Origin of the sequence: Romboutsia weinsteinii, from assembly GCF_002250835.2 — a bacterium.
In the GTDB taxonomy this organism is placed as follows: Bacteria; Bacillota; Clostridia; order Peptostreptococcales; family Peptostreptococcaceae; genus Romboutsia_A; species Romboutsia_A weinsteinii.
Map to the genome: position 1 here is coordinate 198,547 of NZ_NOJY02000002.1, position 20,910 is coordinate 219,456.

General features: G+C 30.0%; 19 protein-coding genes, 1 pseudogene, 1 riboswitch and 1 other annotated feature. Of the genes and pseudogenes, 8 read left to right on the top strand and 12 right to left on the bottom strand.

Features of this window, described 5'->3' with window-relative positions; translation table 11 throughout:
- Positions 1 to 22 precede the first annotated feature (22 nt).
- The 3 genes from CHL78_RS01955 to CHL78_RS01965 all read left to right on the top strand — a co-directional run bounded on the left by CHL78_RS01955 (position 23) and on the right by CHL78_RS01965 (position 3,348).
- Positions 23 to 739, top strand: a complete 717-nt coding sequence (locus tag CHL78_RS01955) for a M15 family metallopeptidase (protein WP_094367619.1) — start codon at positions 23 to 25, stop codon at positions 737 to 739.
- 27 nt (positions 740 to 766) lie between these two features.
- A complete protein-coding gene (locus CHL78_RS01960; RefSeq protein WP_094367618.1) occupies positions 767 to 2,689 on the top strand; it encodes an ABC-F family ATP-binding cassette domain-containing protein in 1,923 nt (640 codons plus the stop codon).
- A 146-nt stretch (positions 2,690 to 2,835) separates the two neighbouring features.
- Entirely contained in the window at positions 2,836 to 3,348 is a 513-nt protein-coding gene (locus tag CHL78_RS01965; protein ID WP_158540617.1) for a GerMN domain-containing protein, read from the top strand.
- A gap of 126 nt (positions 3,349 to 3,474) precedes the next feature.
- Here the strand turns inward: CHL78_RS01965 and CHL78_RS01970 are convergent, their stop codons facing one another.
- Entirely contained in the window at positions 3,475 to 4,287 is an 813-nt protein-coding gene (locus CHL78_RS01970) for an SEL1-like repeat protein (RefSeq protein WP_094367616.1), read from the bottom strand.
- Between the two features lie 304 nt (positions 4,288 to 4,591).
- Positions 4,592 to 4,825: a binding site (T-box leader), on the top strand.
- A gap of 56 nt (positions 4,826 to 4,881) precedes the next feature.
- Between CHL78_RS01970 and CHL78_RS01975 the strand changes: the two genes are divergently transcribed.
- Entirely contained in the window at positions 4,882 to 6,261 is a 1,380-nt protein-coding gene (locus CHL78_RS01975; RefSeq protein ID WP_243446351.1) for a YjiH family protein, read from the top strand.
- Positions 6,262 to 6,468: 207 nt separating this feature from the next.
- Positions 6,469 to 7,110: an isochorismatase family cysteine hydrolase gene (locus CHL78_RS01980; RefSeq protein WP_094367615.1), complete on the top strand. Its 642-nt coding sequence runs from the start codon at positions 6,469 to 6,471 to the stop codon at positions 7,108 to 7,110.
- A 101-nt stretch (positions 7,111 to 7,211) separates the two neighbouring features.
- On the opposite strand, the gene CHL78_RS01985 is transcribed toward CHL78_RS01980, so the two are convergent.
- Positions 7,212 to 7,802 (bottom strand): DUF3867 domain-containing protein, encoded by a 591-nt coding sequence (locus CHL78_RS01985; protein ID WP_094367614.1) that lies wholly within the window; start codon positions 7,800 to 7,802, stop codon positions 7,212 to 7,214.
- 306 nt (positions 7,803 to 8,108) lie between these two features.
- Here CHL78_RS01985 and CHL78_RS21460 point away from each other — a divergent pair, with 306 nt between their 5' ends.
- On the top strand, positions 8,109 to 8,519 hold the full coding sequence (locus tag CHL78_RS21460; protein ID WP_243446352.1) for a YrvL family regulatory protein: 411 nt from the start codon (positions 8,109 to 8,111) through the stop codon (positions 8,517 to 8,519).
- A gap of 50 nt (positions 8,520 to 8,569) precedes the next feature.
- Here CHL78_RS21460 and CHL78_RS01995 read toward each other — a convergent pair whose 3' ends face one another.
- Positions 8,570 to 9,856: a Gfo/Idh/MocA family protein gene (locus CHL78_RS01995; RefSeq protein WP_094367612.1), complete on the bottom strand. Its 1,287-nt coding sequence runs from the start codon at positions 9,854 to 9,856 to the stop codon at positions 8,570 to 8,572.
- A 211-nt stretch (positions 9,857 to 10,067) separates the two neighbouring features.
- On the opposite strand from CHL78_RS01995, the gene CHL78_RS02000 reads away from it, so the two are divergent.
- On the top strand, positions 10,068 to 10,412 hold the full coding sequence (locus tag CHL78_RS02000; RefSeq protein WP_094367611.1) for a RidA family protein: 345 nt from the start codon (positions 10,068 to 10,070) through the stop codon (positions 10,410 to 10,412).
- Positions 10,413 to 10,474: 62 nt separating this feature from the next.
- On the opposite strand, the gene CHL78_RS02005 is transcribed toward CHL78_RS02000, so the two are convergent.
- Complete coding sequence (locus CHL78_RS02005) at positions 10,475 to 11,050, bottom strand: hypothetical protein (protein ID WP_094367610.1); 576 nt, start codon at positions 11,048 to 11,050, stop codon at positions 10,475 to 10,477.
- A 401-nt stretch (positions 11,051 to 11,451) separates the two neighbouring features.
- Here CHL78_RS02005 and CHL78_RS02010 point away from each other — a divergent pair, with 401 nt between their 5' ends.
- Positions 11,452 to 12,720 carry a dicarboxylate/amino acid:cation symporter gene (locus CHL78_RS02010; RefSeq protein WP_330408563.1) on the top strand — a complete coding sequence of 423 codons (1,269 nt, stop codon included), beginning with the start codon at positions 11,452 to 11,454 and terminating at the stop codon, positions 12,718 to 12,720.
- 65 nt (positions 12,721 to 12,785) lie between these two features.
- On the opposite strand, the gene fsa is transcribed toward CHL78_RS02010, so the two are convergent.
- The 8 genes and pseudogenes from fsa to CHL78_RS21465 form a co-directional block, all read right to left on the bottom strand.
- Positions 12,786 to 13,436 (bottom strand): fructose-6-phosphate aldolase, encoded by a 651-nt coding sequence (gene fsa, locus CHL78_RS02015; RefSeq protein WP_094367608.1) that lies wholly within the window; start codon positions 13,434 to 13,436, stop codon positions 12,786 to 12,788.
- 247 nt (positions 13,437 to 13,683) lie between these two features.
- Entirely contained in the window at positions 13,684 to 14,256 is a 573-nt protein-coding gene (locus CHL78_RS02020) for a xanthine phosphoribosyltransferase (protein ID WP_094367607.1), read from the bottom strand.
- 145 nt (positions 14,257 to 14,401) lie between these two features.
- Positions 14,402 to 14,503, bottom strand: a riboswitch (purine riboswitch).
- 131 nt (positions 14,504 to 14,634) lie between these two features.
- Positions 14,635 to 15,780 (bottom strand): glycine/sarcosine/betaine reductase complex component C subunit alpha, encoded by a 1,146-nt coding sequence (grdD, locus tag CHL78_RS02025; RefSeq protein WP_094367606.1) that lies wholly within the window; start codon positions 15,778 to 15,780, stop codon positions 14,635 to 14,637.
- A 10-nt stretch (positions 15,781 to 15,790) separates the two neighbouring features.
- Positions 15,791 to 17,323 carry a glycine/sarcosine/betaine reductase complex component C subunit beta gene (gene grdC, locus CHL78_RS02030; RefSeq protein WP_094367605.1) on the bottom strand — a complete coding sequence of 511 codons (1,533 nt, stop codon included), beginning with the start codon at positions 17,321 to 17,323 and terminating at the stop codon, positions 15,791 to 15,793.
- Between the two features lie 170 nt (positions 17,324 to 17,493).
- Positions 17,494 to 18,837, bottom strand: a complete 1,344-nt coding sequence (gene grdB / locus CHL78_RS02035; RefSeq protein WP_116041174.1) for a glycine reductase complex selenoprotein B — start codon at positions 18,835 to 18,837, stop codon at positions 17,494 to 17,496.
- A 25-nt stretch (positions 18,838 to 18,862) separates the two neighbouring features.
- Positions 18,863 to 19,342: a glycine/sarcosine/betaine reductase complex selenoprotein A gene (gene grdA, locus CHL78_RS02040; protein ID WP_094369331.1), complete on the bottom strand. Its 480-nt coding sequence runs from the start codon at positions 19,340 to 19,342 to the stop codon at positions 18,863 to 18,865.
- Between the two features lie 37 nt (positions 19,343 to 19,379).
- Complete coding sequence (locus tag CHL78_RS02045; protein ID WP_094369330.1) at positions 19,380 to 20,666, bottom strand: glycine/sarcosine/betaine reductase component B subunit; 1,287 nt, start codon at positions 20,664 to 20,666, stop codon at positions 19,380 to 19,382.
- Positions 20,667 to 20,776: 110 nt separating this feature from the next.
- Positions 20,777 to 20,910 (bottom strand): annotated as a pseudogene (locus CHL78_RS21465) (thioredoxin); the annotation flags it as partial.

Sequence of the window (20,910 nt, forward strand, 5' to 3'; positions counted from 1 at the left end):
GTATAATGTTAGGAGATTTTAAATGAGTAAAATTAAACGTTTATCAACATCACTAATAATGGCAACTCTGATGTTATCTATGTTAGGATGTAGTAATAATTTAAAAGATACATCTTCCTCTAATGAAAATTCTAATACCAATGAAGCTATAATTGCTGAGGAAGAAAAAATAGTAGAAACTTTCTCTTATTCTTCTATTCCAGAAAATATAAAGAAAGATATGCTTGGAAAATCAATGCCTTTACATGAACCACTGAGTTTTGATAATTTATCTTATTTAAGGATAACATACTATGGATTTGATGAAAAAACTCATATAGGAGAAATGGTAGTAGATAAAAGAGTTGCAGCTGAAGTTGTAGATATATTTAAGGAACTTTATGAAAAAAAGTACTCTATCGAAAAAATAAAATTAATAGATAAATATGATGCTATTGATGAGTCCTCTATGTCTGATAATAACTCATCTTCTTTCTGCTATAGAACTATAGCTAATACTAACACTGTATCAAATCATGGAAAAGGACTTGCAATAGATATAAATCCATTACAAAATCCTCACGTTATTGGCAATAAGACCAGCCCTGAAAGTGGGTATGCATATGCTGATAGGTCTAATACAAAAATGGGTATGATACAAGTTGGCGATGATTGCTACAATGCTTTTACTAGCAGAGGCTGGAGCTGGGGAGGACATTGGAAAAACCCTGACTATCAACATTTTGAAAAATCAATTTAAAATTTATAATATAAAGGTGATAATTATATGAACTTAATGACTTTAGAAAATATAGGTAAAAGTTATTCTGAGAAAATATTATTAGAAAATATTTCCTTTGGAATAAATGAAGGTGAAAAAATAGGTATTATCGGTGTAAATGGTACTGGTAAATCTACTTTATTAAAAATTATTGCAGGTAGCGAAGAGCCTGATAAGGGAACTATTACAAAAGCAAATAGAGTTAGAATTGAGTATCTTCCTCAAAATCCTGATTATGATGAAACTATAACTATTTTAGAACAGGTTTTCAAAGGTACTTCAGATGAGATGAAGTTACTTGGAGAATATCAAGATACTTTGGAAAAAATAAATACTAATTATGATGATAATTTAAATAAAAAACTATTATCTTTACAAGAAAAAATAGATGCCCTAAACCTTTGGGACTTAGAGAGCGAAGCTAAATCTGTCTTAAGTAAGCTTGGTTTAAATGACTTTAATCAAAAAATTAAAGAACTTTCAGGTGGACAAAGAAAAAGAGTTTCTTTAGCCTCTGCTCTTATCACTCCTTGTGAGCTTTTAATATTAGATGAACCTACTAACCACTTAGACAATGATACTATAGATTGGTTAGAAGAATACCTTAATTCAAGAAAAGGCTCACTACTAATGATAACTCATGATAGATATTTCCTAGATCGTGTTACTAATAGAATTATTGAGTTGGATAAGGGTAGATTATTTAGCTATGATGGTAACTACTCTTCTTTCTTAGAAAAGAAAATGGAAAGACTTGCTTTAGAATCTAGTATGGAGGAAAAACGTCAAAACCTTATAAAAACTGAGTTAGCTTGGGTTAGACGTGGTGCAAAAGCTCGTACTACAAAGCAAAAGGCAAGACTTCAAAGGTTTGATGATTTAGTAAACAAAAATCCTATTTCTACTGATGATAAAATGGATATTTCTGTTGGCTCAAGTAGACTTGGAAACAAAATTATAGAGATACACAATATATCTAAGAGATTTGATGATAAAACTGTAATAGATAATTTAGAATATACTTTAGCTCGTACTGATAGAATTGGTATAATCGGAAAGAATGGTCTTGGAAAATCTACCCTAATAAAAATATTAGATGGTCAATTAAAACCAGATAGTGGACATATTGAAATAGGAGAAACTGTAAAAATAGGTTGCTTCACACAAGATGACTCTCATATGAATACGGAAATGAGAGCTATAGATTATGTAAAAGAGGCTAGTGACTATATAGAAACTTCTGATGGAAGTAAAATAACTGCATCTCAAATGTGTGAAAGATTTTTATTTAATGGTACTATGCAATATACTCTAATAGGCAAGCTTTCTGGTGGTGAAAGGCGTAGACTTCATCTGCTTAGAACATTAATGATGGCTCCAAATGTACTTTTATTAGATGAGCCTACTAACGACCTTGATATCGAAACTCTTAATAGACTGGAGGACTACCTTGATGAGTTTAGAGGTATTGTAATAACAGTTTCGCATGATAGATACTTCCTTGATAGAATCTGTAATAAAGTTTTTGCTTACGAAGGAAATGGAAAAATTCATATTTATACTGGTAACTACAGCGATTATCAATTATATAGAGAAATACAAGGTATCGAGTTTGAAGAATCACAAAAAAATACAAAGAATGAATCTGTAGATTCTGAACCTAAAAAAGAAAAACCTAAAAATGATAAAAAACTTAAATTTACTTATAACGAACAAAGAGAGTTCGATACTATAGATAGTGATATTGAGAAGTTAGAACAAAAAATAGAATCTCTTGAAGAAATCACATCAAAATATGCTACTGATTTTACTAAACTTCAAGAAATTCTAGACGAAAAAGCTAGTCTTGAAAAAGAACTTGAGCATAAATACGAAAGATGGGAATACCTAAATAATTTATCAGAAGAAATTAATGCATCTAAAAACTAAGAGCTGTCCTTATGGACAGCTTCTTTATATTTATTAATATAAAGAATATTAATAAATATAAAGAATATTAATTTTTGTATTATATTTTATACTCTCCATTCATAGACTTGTACTAGTAAATTTATATTTAAAGGAGATGTATAAGTGTGAAAAAGTTCACTTTTATTTTATTATGTTTTTTATGCCTAAGTTTTTTTACTGTGGGGTGCAGTGATAGCTCTAACCTCCCTCAGTCTGAAGAAGATAATACACCAAAGTCTAATTCTGAAAATAGCGTAGTAGCTACTATCTACACATCGGATAAAAATGCTGAGAACCTTGTTAATAAAGAGGTAACTCTAAGCGAAATAACTGCTAACACTATTTTTGAAGAATTAAAAAATGTTGATATTATAGTACCTGATACTAAACTAAACAAATTTGATAAATATGAAGATGCCGATAATCAAACAGTTGGGATCATAGATTTTTCAAATGAATTTTATAATTTTAATTTAGGTTCTTCTTATGAAAGTATAATGCTAGATTCTATAGCCAAAACTTACATAGAGAATTTCAATTTAGATAAATTTAAGATATTAGTAAATGGTGAAGAATATCAAAGTGGCCATATTCTATTTGACGATGATGACTATTTTACTAAGGACTGCTTTAATTAAACTAAAAGAGCCAGTAGATTTATTACATATCATACTGGCTCCTTTAGTTTAATTACTGTTTTTTTGAATTTTACTTACTCTATAAATAATTATTAGCTTATTCACGGCTATCTTATAACATTAATATTATATATCAATTATATTAAAGCTATATATTATATGATCAATTATCTCTTCATAAATTGGTTCTAAGTGCTTATCAACGATTACTCTTAAATCATATACTCCTCTTCTCCCTTTTGCTATAAAAATATAGTTACAAGTTCCATCTAATCCTTCTCCACAAATTAATTTTCCATTACAATTCCCATTATTAAAATCTACCGACTCTATACATCCCATATTATTTGCTACTCTATCTAAGGACACACAACTAGCCATATTATCAGGTATCTCTATCAAAAATACCTGCATTTTTATATTAAAAATAACGTCTCCGTCATATCCATCTATAGCTACAGTATCAAAGCAGTTCTTATTTTTTGATTCTAATTCTACCCAATTACTTGGCATATCAATACTGTACCCTAGATTACTAACCTTATTATTAAAATTTTCATTAAGTAATTTATCTATTCTTTCATTCTCTTCAAATCTCATCTCCCTTAAAACTGAACCCGATTTTTTAAATCCATGTTTATAGGACTCCATTAGGTATTTTTTTGCCTCATCTCTGTTTTGTTCTATACCAAGTCCATCCTTAAGTAATTTACCTATTTCATACTGCGCTTGAGAGTTATTTTCATCTGCACACATTCTTAAAAAAACTTGAGCCTCTTCATATCGTTCTTTCTCTAATAAGTCCATTCCTTCTTCAAAATCACTTAAACTACTACCTTGGCTTTCTATTGCTCTTTTTATTATTTCCTTTTGGTACTCTAGCTCTCTTTGTCTTTTTTGCTCTTTAAACATTTCTCTAAATATTTGATTAATAGCCATACTCTCGCCCCCATAATTTTGTTATATTTTATAATATTTTATAAATTTAGTTTATGTTACTTTGATTGATACATTATCTTAATGTAACCACTGCTAATAAGAATAGTTTGAAAGTTCCCATATATTGCAAACACTATATTTAAAATATAAAATCTATTAATTTTTTTGTATATTTAATATTTACTAATCACACACATATTCTTCTGAATATTTTAAACAGTCATTAGTTTTTGATTAATTTTTAAATTTATATGTTGACTTTTCAAAAAAATTATTTTAAAATCATATCAATAAGTTAATACGAATACATTCTATGAAAAAGAGAGTAAATTAAATGAATTTTTTAGAGAGCCGAGGATGGTGGAAGCTTGGCATTGAAATTTGATTGAAGAGAGCTTTGGAGAATATTGCTTGAACCTAAGTATGGCAATAGGTTATCTCGCCTTAAGAGATTGAGTGGATAAAGTTTAATAATTTGCCGGCAAAATAATTAAATTTTATCAACGAGAGTGGTAACGCGGAAATTTTCGTCTCTTGGTCTTTTGACCAAGGGACTTTTTTATTTTTAAATATAATTAATCAGGAGGAAGTAATATGCAAACTAATACAACTGCTAGTATCCAGACTAGCAATAAGAACTTATTTAAATTTTTAATACCATCGTTATTTGGATTATTTTTATTCATCATTCCACTACCTTATGGAAGTATGATACCTTTAGAAGGATTATCTCCTTTCAATATAGGAATTGGGTTTTTAGCAGAGCTAGTAAAAATAGTTGGCGCTAACTACCTTGAAAATATCGCATTAGTAGTAATAGTAGCATCAGCTTTACTATCTATTATTAGCAAATTCGTACATATAAAAAATGACTTTTTAAATAACCTTTTAAATGTATCACCTTTTTGGCTAACATTTAGAATATTAGGGGCAGTATTTATTGTTATGACAATCTTCCAAGTTGGACCTGAAGCAATAAACTCAGAAGTAACAGGTCAAACTATGCTAGGCCTTTTACCAAGCTTACTTGCAATTTTCTTAGTATCAGGATTTTTATTACCACTAGTTGTAGACTTTGGTCTTATGGATTTATTCGGTACATTAATATCTAAATCAATGTATAAATTATTTAGTGTTCCAGGACGTTCTGCTATAGATGCTGTTTCATCTTGGTTAGGAGATGGTACTCTTGGTATTATGATTACTAATACTCAATACAAACAAGGCTTCTATACAGCTAAAGAAGCTGCAATAATATCTGTTTGTTTCTCATTAGTATCTTTACCATTTTCAACTGTAATAGCTGATCAATTAGGGTTTATGCCTTTATTCGTTCCATTTTATGCTACAGTTTGTTTAGCATCATTAGCTTGTGCTTTAATCTTACCTCGTATCTATCCATTAAAAGGATTTACGAATAAGACTTATAACAATGTCAAACATTTAAAAGAAGAAATAGTTCCAGAGGGTGCTAACGTTTTCAACTTTGGTTTAAATAAAGCTATAAAAAGAGCTGAAACTGCTCCATCTGTAGGAGCTATAATATCAAATGGATTCAAAACAGTAATAGATATGTACTTAGGGTTACTTCCTTTAGTTATGGCTTGGGGAACTTTAGCATTAATAGTTGCTGAATTCACTCCTTTCTTTAATATAATATCTATACCTGTAGTATTTGTACTGAACTTACTACAAATACCAGATGCTCAAGCTGCTGCACCTGCAGTGTTAGTAGGATTTACAGATATGTTCTTACCATCTATAATGGTATCTGGATCAGATATAAGCCAAGTTACTCAATTTATAATTGGTGCATTGTCTATAACTCAGTTGATATACTTAACTGAAACTGGTGCAGTTATATTAAAATCAGATATACCTCTTAATATAAAAGATTTATTTATATTATTTATAATGCGTACAGCAATAGCATTACCTATTATAACAATAGTTGCAAAATTAATTTTTAGATAAGATACAGCTAATTTGTGTATCAAATTAAGATATAAAAGCATAATATTTATAGAGAGAAGTATTCGACCTATGCGGATAACTTAATCTCTTAAAAAGACTACTTTTAATAATATATTCAAAGTAGTCTTTTTTCTGTCTTTACACTAGTATTGACTTTTGTTTTATATATATTGTACAATCTTATTAAATCACAAATGGGGGTGCCTTATGGATAAGTTATTACATGAATTAGAGTCTCTAAAGAATAATTTAGAAAATTTACCTACAGAAAATATATCAGATTTTGAATTTGATAAAACTGCTCTTTTTATAGTAGATATTAATAATGGATTTGCAAAACAAGGTTCTTTATACTCGCCGAGAATAGAAAATCTAGTGCATCCTATTGCTAATTTTACAAGAGAGTTATCTTCTAAAATTAAGAAGATCATCGCATTTACAGACTGCCATAAACCAAATGCTATAGAACTTTTAAGCTACCCTTCTCATTGTATAGAAGGTGATTATGAAAGTGAAATAGTTGATGAACTTAAAGAAATAGATAACATACAGGTTATACCTAAAAACTCAACTAATGGTTTTTTTGCTTTGGATGATATTAGCTTCAAAGGTATAGATAATATTATTATAGTTGGTGATTGTACAGATATTTGTATATATCAATTTGCAATAACTTTAAAATCATACTTCAATCAAAACAATATTAATAAAAATATTATAGTTCCAATGGATTTAGTAGATACATATGATATTCCAAATGTGCATCCAGCTGAGCTTTTAAATATTGTATTTCTTAACAGCTTAATACAAAATGGTATTAAAGTTTTAAAATCTCTATCATTAAAATAGTAAAAGCCTATACTTAACTTATAAAAAGTATTCCTCTGAAAGTAACAGAATATATACTTTTATCTTAAGTTATGTATAGACTTTTTTATTGTATCTAACATTTAATAATCATATTCATTTGAACTTTCACATAAGACTACTCTTATTTTTTTATTAAACATATTTTTATATGCTAGTAAAAGTTCATTTAACTCTGCATCCATAAGATTTATTTTCTTATTGCTATAAAGCATTACTTTTTCTTGATCTACTATTATATCTATGTCATTAGTATCATTTTTTACATATGTGCTTATACAACTTTTAGGTTGTATCTTACTTCCATACTTCTCATAAAACCCTGCTGTCTTTTGAATATTTTCTATGTTTTCATTAGTAATATTATTTAAATCCATATTTCCAAATCCAACAGTAGATGGATCTATTCCGAAGTTTTTTAATTGCTTTTCAACTTCTTCATTGTCCATTCCATATCTTTCCATAAACCTCTTTTGTATATTCATAAACTTTTCTTGTGATATATTATTTTCTTTCATATAATCAAGTATTTTTCTTGAAAATTCAGCCATCGTCATACTTCCATCCATAACAGAAAAATACAAGTTGTATATATACTGCTCAAATTTATCTACATCAGAGTCTTTAACTTTATTTTTTAATTCATTAAAATCAATTATTCTATCATCAGACATATCTATTCCTCCTAGCTAAAGTTTTTACTTGTATTAGATTATACCATATTTAATCTAATTAAATAGTAATATAATTTATTTTTGTAATATATTTTTGAAACGAGAATATATATTACCTAAATACCACTTAGGAGGTGTTATATTGTCACTTCGGCTTGTGATAGTATTTTCTATATTATTATTTTTGGTAAGTCCATCTTATGATTAAATTTTATATTTTTAAGTTTATATTTTATTTGAAATATTTTATACTCTATATATAAGTATGTTTTCTAGGGGGTCGTTAAAATCAAAAGTAAAATTCCTTTGTTCCAATTAATCTTTATTATTCTATTTATCTCAGTATTAGCACTGATTGCATTTTGTATTTTTACGGTCGTTGGAATAGGATTTTTATCCTTTTTAGGGTTTGAATATGACTCTGTTAAATCTGTATTATTTTTCTTTCTAGTTTATTTTTGTGTAAATACTCCCGTAGACTTTGTATGTACATTTTTCTTGGATATCGCAAAATATGTTAGTAGGTTGCCTCATCCATTGTATAAACTTTTAGAGTCTCTACTTGATATTAGTATAACTTTTATTACCATTAATGTTATTGACTACTTCATGTCTTCAATATGTATTCCATATACTACAGGTATTTTATTCTCAATACTTTCTTATATGCTATCTCAATGTAGTGATTTTTTAAGAAAAGAAAGAAATAAAATTTAAAAAGAAGCTATCTATAATATTTTATTTAGAGTAGCTTCTTTTTATCTTATCTAAAATAATGTGTCTTCTATTTTTTCAGTCATCTCAATAGCTTCTTTATAAAATTCATTTATGTATACAACACTTTCACTTACTCTTGAATATTCTGCCGCAAAAGCAACAATATGGCTTTCTATTGCATATTTAACACTAGTTCTAGAGTCTTCTACTCTGCCTTCTTTTATAAGCTTTATAAAGTCTTCTATAAGTCGTAAATCCCCTCCACCATGACCTTTTATATTTATACCTGGATTTATTATAATTTCCTCATTTTCCCCAAATTTTTTGACTCTTATCTCATTTTTTAAGAGACTTCCTCCAACTTCACCTTTGCTAAACATTAGCTTTATAGTTCTATCACATTCTTTTGTATATGCACATAAGTTAAACGTTGCTGTAACCTTATTTTCAAACTCTAATATACTAACCATATTATCAACAACATTATTATCACAATTATAAACACATTTTCCATAAGGTCCATCTTTAAGAATATCAAGTAAATTTTCTTCGGTCGGGTTAATGTGAACTGCGTGATTTATATCTCTACTATTTTCTATATATATTTTTTTTGCTGAGTAAGGACAATCTTTTTCATTTTTACAACTTAAACAATTCTCACTCATGTTATCATCAAAATTAGCATTATTCATATATTTTTGATTTCCAAATGAGGCGATCTTCTTGCATTTACTACCAGAAATATAAGAAAGTATGTCTATATCATGACAGCTCTTCGTTAATATTAATGCTGCTGTATCACTACTATTTCTCCAGTTCCCTCTAGTATAGCTATGTGCATAATGCCAATACCCTATATTTTCATTATGCTGAATACTTATTAGCTCTCCTAACCCTTTACCATTTACTATCTCCCTTAATTTTTCAAAGAATTTAGTGTATCTAAGTACATGACAAGTCATAAATATTTGTTTATCATATTTATCACATAATTCATTCAAATGAACTAGTCCATCTAAACTATTTGCCACTGGTTTTTCTAACAAAACATGATATCCTTTTTCCAAACATTTTTTAGCATGCTCGTAATGTCTATCATCACTACTAGCTATTATTACTGCGTCGGCTATTTTTTCAAGACTTAAAAAATCATCCACACTTTCAAAAACATAATTATCATCTAGCTGATATTTCTGCTTAAATAAATCTCTTCTACCTTTTTTTATTTCTGCTACACCAATCACCTTACATAAGTTTGGATTCTCATGTATATATGGTGCGTATCCATACATACCTCTAAGTCCTGCTCCTATTACAAAAATCCTAACTACTTCCATCTATATTCCCCTCTTCTTAATATATTTTCTTGTAGTTTGATTAGTCATATATCCTTTAAGCTAAACTAAAACGTATATATTTATTGTAGGTTAATTACATTATTTTTGCCAACAATATGTTTAGGTTTATAATCTTTTTAATCATTAAATCTAGAATGTTATATAAATTTATATTATAATTTAATAGTCAAAAACTTTAGGAGGTCTAACTATGGAAATACAAAGATTTGAAAATAATGGAAGAATGAGCAAGGCTGTTATACATAATAATACTCTTTACTTATGCGGACAAGTTCACGCTGAAGGAGATGCAAAAGAGCAAACTACTGCTATATTAGATAAAGTAGAAGATTTATTAAATAAATATGGTTCTGACAAAAAGAGCATATTATCTGTAACTATATATGTAAGTGATATGAAATACTTCGCTGATATGAACTCTGTGTGGGATGCATGGGTAGAAAAAGGACACGAACCTGCTAGAGCTTGTGTTGAAGCTAAATTAGCTAGAGAATGTCTATTAGTTGAAATGTCAGTTGTTGCTGCTACAAAATAATAAAAAATAAGAGCTTCTTTTTAGAAGCTCTTTTATAATTTATAGGGTTTTTACTTATATTTTTATATCATTAAATCCATATATCCGCTTGGATGGAAGTAATAAACATTAGATGTGTTTTTATCTACAAAGTATCCCATATCACCATCAACATTTGGCAAAAATACATATCCACTTAATCCTTTTTCTTTTAAAGTGCTAAAATTATTTTCATCTCCTTGATATTCAAATTGTAACCCTTGATTACGAGATTCAAGAAGCTCTTTAGCTTGTTCTTTATTTAATTGTTTTACAACCTCTACACTTGTTTCTACTTTTTCAGTTTTTTCCTCTATTTTTTCAATTTCTTGCTTTGGTACTTCTTGTTTTACTTCCTCTTGCTTAACTACTTCTTTATTAGCTTCTTCATCCTTACCTTTTGTTTCTTCTGATTTATTTGTATTTACTATATTTGTTTCTTTATTCTCATCTTGTATATTAGATTGTTGATTGTTTTTTTCATCTGTATTTTGTATTATAACTTGTCCATTTATTGCTTCTTTATTATTTGCGTCTTCTGCAAATGAAAGATTGCTTATCGGGCTAATCATTAATATTCCTGAACATAAAATTGATAGTGTTATTATTCCTCTTTTCATAATTTATACCTTCTTTCAATATGTAATATTTATATTAATTTTCTTTTATTTCCTTTTCTATATTTCAATAATATCATACAAAATTTCTACATAACAGTTACACCGTTGTTACCTTAGATTACAAAGTCGTAATCCTAAGTAACAATGGTGTAACTTTTTATAATCTTTCAAATTTAACTTTCTCAAAATTTGTAAACATGCTACTCAAAATCACACTTTCCTTACGTCTACGGTTATATAAAGTGTATATCATTATTATTCTCACCCCGTTAAATTTCACCAATTTTCTAATTTATGAATTTTTATTTTTAATTCTTGCATTATTATAAGTAACCATGCTATTATTTAATAAGAAAGCAATAATTATTTATTAATAATATTATTTTAAGGGGGAGATGTTATTGAAAAAGAAAATAGGACTTACGGCTAAAATTTTCATAGGTATAATATTGGGGGTTTGTTTCGGTTTAGTATTAAAAGGGATGCCAGATGGCGGATTTAAAAATACATTATTATTAGATGGAATCTTAAAGTTATTAGGAACAGGTTTCATCAATGCTATAAAAATGCTAGTTGTTCCGCTAGTTTTTGCTTCTTTAGTATGTGGTGCTTCGTCAATAGGTGATGTAAAAAAATTAGGTAGAATAGGTGTAAAGACTATCTGCTTCTATTTAATAACTACTGCTGTTGCAATAACAATAGCTTTAGGAATTGGTAAATTAATAAACCCAGGTATAGGTCTTGATATGTCTGAATTAATAACACAAGAAACTACTATCGCAGAGAGTAAATCTTTAGTTGATATATTCTTAGGTATGATACCTACAAATCCAATTCAATCACTTGCAAGTGGAGAAATGCTACAGATAATAGTATTTGCACTTTTATTAGGTGTATCTATAAGTATGGTTGGCGCAAAAGCTGAGCCTGTAAAAAAATTCTTTGAATCTGCAAATGAACTATGTATGAAGATGGTTACAATAATAATGCACTTAGCTCCTTACGGTGTATTTGCATTAATAACTAATACCTTTGCTACAGTTGGATTTGATGCAATGTTTTCTTTACTAAAATATATGCTTGCAGTATTAATAGCACTAGCATTACAAGCATTCCTTGTTTATTCAGGTTTAGTTAAGTTTACAACTGGACTTAAATTAAAACCTTTCTATAAGAAATTTGCTAATGTTGCTGCAGTAACATTTTCAACAGCTTCTAGTAACGCGGCTATTCCTTTAAGTATAGAAAGCATGGAAGAAATAGGAGTTCATAACTCTGTAGCTTCATTTACTATACCTTTAGGAGCAACTATTAATATGGATGGTACAGCTATAATGCAAGGTGTTGCTTGTGTATTTATATCTCAAATATATAATATAGATTTAGGTTTTAGCGGATTACTTACAATAATTCTAACAGCTACTTTAGCTTCTATAGGTACTGCTGGTGTTCCTGGTGTTGGTATGATAACACTATCAATGGTTCTAACTTCTGTTGGACTTCCAATAGAAGGCATCGGTTTAATAATGGGCGTTGATAGATTATTAGATATGACTAGAACTACTGTTAATGTAATGGGTGACTGTGCCTGTACACTAATAGTAAGTAATAGTGAGAAAGAGTTAGATTTAGATTTATATTATGGCAAAGATCAGCAAGTATCTAAATAAATTATAATTTACTTAAAATAAAAAACAAGTATTTAATTATTAAATACTTGTTTTTTATTACTATATTATAAAGTTAATGAAGAACCTTCCCAATCCTTCATAAAGCTTTCAATTCCTTTGTCTGTTAAAGGATGCTTCATCATTTGGTTTATAACCTTAAGAGGCACTGTAGCTATATCAGCACCCATTCTAGCCGCTTGAGAAACATGTATTGGGTTTCTAACACTTGCAACTATTATTTGAGTTTCTATAGCATTTACACTAAATATGTCTACTATCTCTTCAATTAACTCTAATCCATTTTGACCTATATCGTCTAATCTTCCAACAAATGGACTTACATAAGTAGCTCCTGCTCTTGCAGCTAAAAGTGCTTGCGTTGCTGAGAATATTAATGTAACATTAGTTTTTATACCTTTTGAAGATAATACCTTAACAGCTTTTAATCCTTCTGCAGTCATAGGTACTTTTATTACTATATTTTTATGTATCTTACATAACTTTTCTGCTTCTAGTATCATCCCTTCATGCTCTAAGCTTATTACTTCAGCACTTATTGGACCATCTACTATTTCGCTAATTTCTTTTACTACTTCTATAAAATCTCTACCTTCTTTAGCTATTAAAGATGGGTTTGTTGTTACCCCACATATAACACCTAATTCATTAGCTTCTCTTATATCGTCTATGTTTGCTGTGTCTATAAAAAATTTCATTTCATAAACCTCCATAATATTAATATTTTTGTTTTACAATTTAGTTTTCCTCGTTTATTTATTAATATTACCACAGTTCACTATTTTTTTCATGTTAATCTTTTATTTAACATTTTATTGTTTTTATGTTATTTTTTAAAGTATATTAGTTATTTTAGTTCATATATTAAAGTTCAAGATATAAAAAATAACCTGCATTAAAGTAAAGTTTCAGAGAAACTCTATTTAATGCAGGTTAAATATTTTATTATCTAAATTTTACTGTTCCATTTTCTATAGATTCAAGTATTGCTAAAGACTCTAATTTAACTCCTTCATTTAAAAGAAGCTGTCTACCTTCTTGGAATCCTTTTTCTATAACTATACCTACCCCAACTAAATTTGCCCCAGCTTGGTCTACTAAATCTTTAAGACCTAATGCAGCTCTACCATTAGCTAAAAAATCATCTAATACTAATATATTTTCACCTTTATGTAAGTATTTTTTAGATACTTTTACACTATATTCTTTTGCTTTTGTGAAAGAATATACTTTAGTTTCAAATACCTCTTTATCTAAGTTTTTAGACTCTGCTTTTTTTGCAAAAACTACTGGCACATTACCAAAATACTGAGATGCTATAGATGCTATTGCTATCCCCGACGCCTCTATTGTAAGTATTTTATCTATTTTTTCATCCTTAAATCTTTCTTTAAATTCTTTTCCTATTTCATTTAAAAAAGCTACATCAAGTTGATGATTTAAAAAGCTATCAACTTTTAATATATCACTTCCAGACACACTGCCCTCATTTAATATTTTCTCTTGTAATGACTTCATAATAAATTCCTCCTAATAGTATTGTCGCTATATTAATTTCCTTATAATAAAAAACTCCTATCTATAATTCTAGACAGGAGTTAAAACTTCAAAAGTATTTAATACATTTTTATAAATATATTTAACTTGATTTATAATACAAGTTGTAGACTTTTATCACTCCTGTAGTCAGGCAATTTACGGTAGCCCGGTAGAAACGTTTGAACCATATTATCAAAAATATACAGGTAATATTATTAAATTATTTCTTCTAATTATATATTATTATTTTAGTTTATTCAACAAATACTTACATTTATTTATAAATTTACTACAAATAAAAAGTTGCTTTAAAATATATATAATTTCATACATATTTTAAAACAACTTATAATAGTTTTATTTTGCTGTATATCCTGCTTTTATAAGTGTTTCTACAGCTATATCCCCTTTAGCATCATTAACTAATACTATAGGTCCTGTACAACCCATTCCACTCTCAGCATAGACTCCTTGTCTCCATAATTCGCTTACTGCTTCTTCTAGATCCATTATATCTATTCCAGAGATTTGACGAGTAACTACTTCTTTATCTGGCATCTTAACTTCTTCAACATTTGTCTTAGCTTCTTTCTTAGTTAGAGAGCTTATTATATCATCAAATTTAGCTGTTTTAGCGTTTTTAAATTCATTCTTAGATATATTTGTTATATCGCCTTTTACTATATCATAAGCATATTTAATAGCATTAGCTACTACAGGACTCCCTGAAGCTCTTGATAATATAAGTACCCTTCTGTCATAATTTTCTCCAACACCTGGACCATATCCAAATCCATGAGCTTCATAATCTCCTCCTGTTGTAAAAGAAGAAAATACCTTCATAAATATATTTCCAGAAAGAGTGTCTGTAACCATAACATCTGGTGCTCCAACAAGAAGATCATTTCCTCTCATTACACAACCACCATCTGCTCTTATAGACTCTGCAAAATCTATATCATATCCATTAGCTTGTAATTCTTTTAGGCATTTTTCGACTTGTCTTGCTCCATCTACGTTAAGTATTCCTACCTTAGGTGTTTTTATACCTATTGACTTAGCAGTAGATACTCCGTAAATTGCATTTCTAACCATTGCTTCTATTCTATTAGTTGCACTAGTTCCTGTAGTAGTAGCAAGTATCATCTCTTTACCTTTAGCTGGTGTTATTACCCTACCAACAGTAGATACACCTATAGGGAAGTTATAATGCATAGTTACACATGCATCTATGTATCCCGAATCTAATAACTCTTCCATTTTAACATGCATTTCTTTTTCATCATTTACTTCAACTACTTCTAGATCAGTGTCTACCTTAGGACCTATAAGTACTATTTCAAATAAATTTGACTTAGCTATATAAGCTCCATTTACAAGATTTTCTACTCCATGCTCACTTCCAAGTGTAGTTAATCCTATCTTAACTTTCTTTCCAAACTCTCCACTTTCTATTGCATTAGCTATTTCTAAGAATACATCTGATATAACTTTTTTTGACATATCCTCACCCCTATTCTTCTATCATGTCTAGTGCTAGTTTTTTCATTGCTTCAGCTATTATTTTCTTTACTTCATCCTTAGATATTCCTGAAGTCTCTTCTGTAACCCCTGTGTTTCTCTCAGCTATGAAAGATACTCCGTCAAATAAATTAGTCATTCTTCCTAAGAATAAACTTCCTTTACCAACTATCATAGCTCTATTTTTATCTCCACTTGTTAAATCATCTATTAAGAATCCTATGTAAGGTACTCCTGATGGTATATGTCCTTGAGTAGGAGCCCACCCTGGCAATCCTTTTTTAGATACAAAGTCTTTTAACTCTTTCTTTTCTAAATCTCCACGCTTAACTGCAAGCGCACCTATCATCTTGTAGTTAGCTTCTGGAACATCTCCTGCTCCAGCTGGCTTTGTAATGTCTGGATTTTGCATCTCAACAGAATATACATCTACATCTGTTATTTTTAAGTTCGCTCTATCAAGACCAGAAGTTATAAGTGCCGTCATAACAGCTTGAGGAGAAGAACCTGTTCCAACAGTATGCTTACCTGTTAAATCAGTTCTTATTATTGGGTTTACTCCATCATTTTCAGATACTAATACAGCAAATCCACCCACAACATCCTCTAGTACTGGAAGACCTTTTTTGATATGGTCTTTTGCATTCATTCCAAGTTTTGCACTTGCTCCTCCTGCTACCACCATTACATTTTTATGTATTCCTGATTTAACTAACGCTGCAGCTTGTATTAATGCATGAGTTGGAGCTGCACAGAATCCTCTTGTATCAGAACCTGTAGCATTCATAAGACCTGCCATTTCAGCTATAGATTTTGCAAAGTTTCCTCCACCTCTTTGATTTATATCTCCACAAGCCTCTTCTGAACATTCTATAACATAATCTATACTTAATGGATCAATATTTTTAGCTCTTAATAATTGAATAGCAGATAAAACCCCAGATGCCTTAACAACTAAGTTTTCTAGCATAGTGTGAGCATTTAAATTTACATCAACATCATGAGCTCTTTTTATATATCCAACAAGTTTGCCTTCATGGAATAATCCTTCTGCTATATGAGATTCTACTAATTCTTTTCCTTCTTCTATATCATCACCCTTTAGCTTTCCTATAAAAGGAGCAAGCTCTGGGTAGTTATTTTCAATTTTAGGTTTTACTACATCGATAAACGCTTGAGATAATTTAACTAGGTCAAAAGCATCACATATTTGAATTAATGCGAAGAATTCATCTTGAGGCATTATTTCTCCTAATTTTCCATTTCTATTTCCTTCTATTTTATGTTCACACCATGGTAGTGCTATTTCTTTTAATTCTTCTGGCCTATTGTTTCCTATGTATACTTGGTTTGGTAAGTAGTTTACTACGTCTTCATAGCTTCTAATATGATTTGTTATTTCCTTTAAGAATTCTGATTCTGGATGAGTTGCTCTTTCAACTGCACAAGTACTTCCATTTTGTACTATCATATCTGGAGTATGAATAAGTACATAGCTAGCCCCTTTTAATATTGGATAAGACATTTTGTTGCACCCCCGCTAAGTTTTCTTAATTTTTAAAGTAACCATATAATGTGCTACATCAAAATAATTTGCATATTTTGATGTAGCACTTATGTATAACTTTTATTTTCATACAATTTATTTAAATATTAGTATCTAAATAAACTGCAATATAATCTTTATTTAGTATATTAAGCTTTTGCTAATACATCTTTTAAAGTTACATCTTCTTCAAATACTGTTTGACCTTCAACTTCAACAGTTAATGCATGTAAAGCTTTTTCAACAAGCTTTCTTCTAAGAGCTTTTTCTTCTGCAGGATCAAGCTTTGGATTTCCAAGTGGATGTGGTATTGCTATTGTTGGTACTATTCTATTAGCTCCAACTGTTAATGATATAGGAACTACTGTACACATGTGAACTACAGGTATACCAGTCTTTTCTATTTCTTTTACCATCGTTGCACCGCAACGAGTACAAGTACCTCACGTAGAAGTTAAGATTACTGCATCTACGCCATCTGCTATTAATTTCTCACCTATTTCAGCTGCAAACTTCTTAGCACTTGCAACTGCAGTACCATTACCAACTGTAGTATAGAATAATTCATGTAATTCACCAATTAAACCTTCATTTGCTAAGTCTCTAAGCACATCTACAGGTAACACTCTATCTGAATCTAAGTTTGCATATACTGGGTCATATCCACCATGTGCAGTTTCATGACTGTCTTCAGTTAAGTCATTTAACCCTTTTATACTGTATTCACCATACTTAGAAGCTGAAGATGATTCTATTCTATCTGGATTGTGCTTTGGCACTATACCGCCAGATGTAACTAGTGCTATTTTACACTTAGATAAATCAGCTACAGCAGGGCTTGGATCTACTCTATCAAAGTTAGGCATTGGATATTCAGTTACGAATTCTTCACCCTTTATCTTTTTAAGCAACATGTCAACTGCTCTCTTTGATCCTCTATCTGGGTGGAAGTAATTAACTCTTACTCCTCTTTCTATATATCCTTCTTCAGCTGGAGATCCTATTTCTTCTCCTGTAACTAATTTCTTTGCAAATTTAGCTATTGTAGGAAGTGCTTTTCTCATACCTGCTGCAGAATCTGAAGTAGACATTATATATACTTCTTTCTTAAACATGTCAGCTCCTGGATTTTCTATGTACATTCCAGTTAAACAAGGTATGTTTAATTCTTCCTTAACAACTTTAGTTATAGTTCCTGCTGCTACTCCATATCTACCAGCATTAAATGCAGGTCCAGCTATGAAAAGATTTGGTTCAAATCCCTTTATCATTTCTAATACTTCTTTACTTGCACTCTCTATATTTTCATTGAAGTAACTATCTCCGCACACAACAGTTCCAACTACTTCTATATCGTCCCCTAATAACTTGTTTAAGTTAGCACTTATTGGTGGTAATTGTTCTGCCACATGTGGTTTTGTATCAGCTTTTTCTTCTCCACCTATTCCAGCAAAGAACTGATTAATGTAATGAACTACTCTTAGTTTCCCCATATATATTCACCCCTTTTAAACTAGTTTACGCGTTATATTTACAGAATTGCTCTCTTATACCAGACATTTCATCTACTATTTCATCTACTTCTAATACCATTTCCATCATACTTATTTGATCTTCATATACACTTTCATCAAATAAAGATTTAACTTCATCTTCTACAACATGGTATACACCAAGTCCTAATTCTACTCCAGCAAGTGGTCCAGCGAAAGTTGGATCACCAGCAGTTACTGTCTCTGCTGCAAGACCTGCAGCTTCGGCTTCAGCAGCACCTAGTAAAACCACAACATTTTCAGCTCCGAATTTATCAGCAGCTTCTTTAACTCTGTTTTGGTTTTCTAAGTCCATAGCCCCAGCAGCCGTTCAGACAAAACACTCAGTTGATGAAAATACAACTTCTACTCCATCTACAGTTTTTACACATTCTTCTATTGCAGGTCCTGGTATACCATCACGGTCACCTATTATAAGAACCTTTTTATTAGCAAGTACGCTCATAATAATCCCCCTATTTTTAATAATATTTTTCTATATTTTAGTATGCTTTTGCAGTTAAATGACCAAATCCTGTTTCATTAGTAGCACCTGTTATAGCTTGAATTTCTACTTCTATAGTTCCATCTTCTCTTAAACTTCCAGCAGCTCCACCAGCTATTACATCTACTACATCTATATGGCCTATTATTTTATCAAGTTTTGGTAGTACAACAACTTGATTTGCATTTCCACCAGTTACAACCGCATTAGCTCTTACATCAGCATCAGCTAATGATTGAGATGCCCCATCTCTTCCTGCATACTCATCAGTTACGATAACTGTTTTAATATCTTCCATTTCTATTTTCTTACAGTTCATAATTAAGTCAGTATCAGGATTTCCAAATCCTTCTTGAGAAACTATAACTGCATCAAGACCTAAGTACTTACATAATTTAGCAGTCCAGTTAGAAGATCTTTCTTTGTCCGCTAAGTATACGTTTTCATTAGTTATAATTACCCCTACAAAGTTTATTTCTTTTCCATGTTGTGCATATAAATCTTCAACTACTCCGTTGTTTATATGAACATAACTTGGATTTTTATCACATGCAGAAACACAGTTTCCACTTACTATAGCTCCGTCCATTAATTCTGTTGGATATAATAAAGTCGGTACTATTTGCTTAGCATCTACTCCATATACATATGTATCATGAAGTAATCCTTGTGTTTGAAGCATATATACATATCCTACCTTCGGTAGTTCTGGATATTCTTTTATAGATTCAAGAAGAGGCTTAGTTTCATACACTGATACTTCATCTGGAGTAAGATTTCTACCTGCTTCTCCTAAATATGTAGCTGCCTTAAATCCTATCATTCTAACAGCTCTTTCATGATCATATTGCTTTAATCCATCTACTGGCTCTGCAATAACAACCACATTGTTTAATTTAGAGAATGGAGTGTAATCTGCTCCTGCACCTGTCATATCTATTATTCCTTCTTGGAATCCTACTATTTTACCAGTAGTTACAACAGCTGCACCTTTTAATGCGTGAGTTCTTCCTTCCCCTACAGTGTCAACTTTAGATATTATCCCTGGGAATATTCCACCGTTTCCCTCAACCTTTACTCTAGGTTCTATAACATCTTTTACAGGTGTTATTCTTATACTTTCACCTGGACGAGCTATTTCTAAATCTATTGATTTTATATGCTCATCTCCACCTATAGCTTCTAACATTTCGTCTTTGTTGATGAATAATACTCCATCTTTTACCTCTGTTGCTTGTCCAAACTGTACATCTTTAATAAATATTTTCCCTAATTCAAGACGCATTAGTGCACCCCCCAATATTTAATCTTAATTTATATATACCTGAGATTAAACTCAAAATGGAGTTTAATCTCAAAGTTATAACATAACTATTACCTATTCCCCAAGTACTCTTAAAGGTTTCTCTTTATCATTTCTTCAATATTTGGTATTGTAGCATCATCTTTAGTAACTTCATCTATTTTTTGACCATCTTTATATATAGCTAAAGTTGGAAGACCTAATACTTTCTCTTTTATAGCTAACC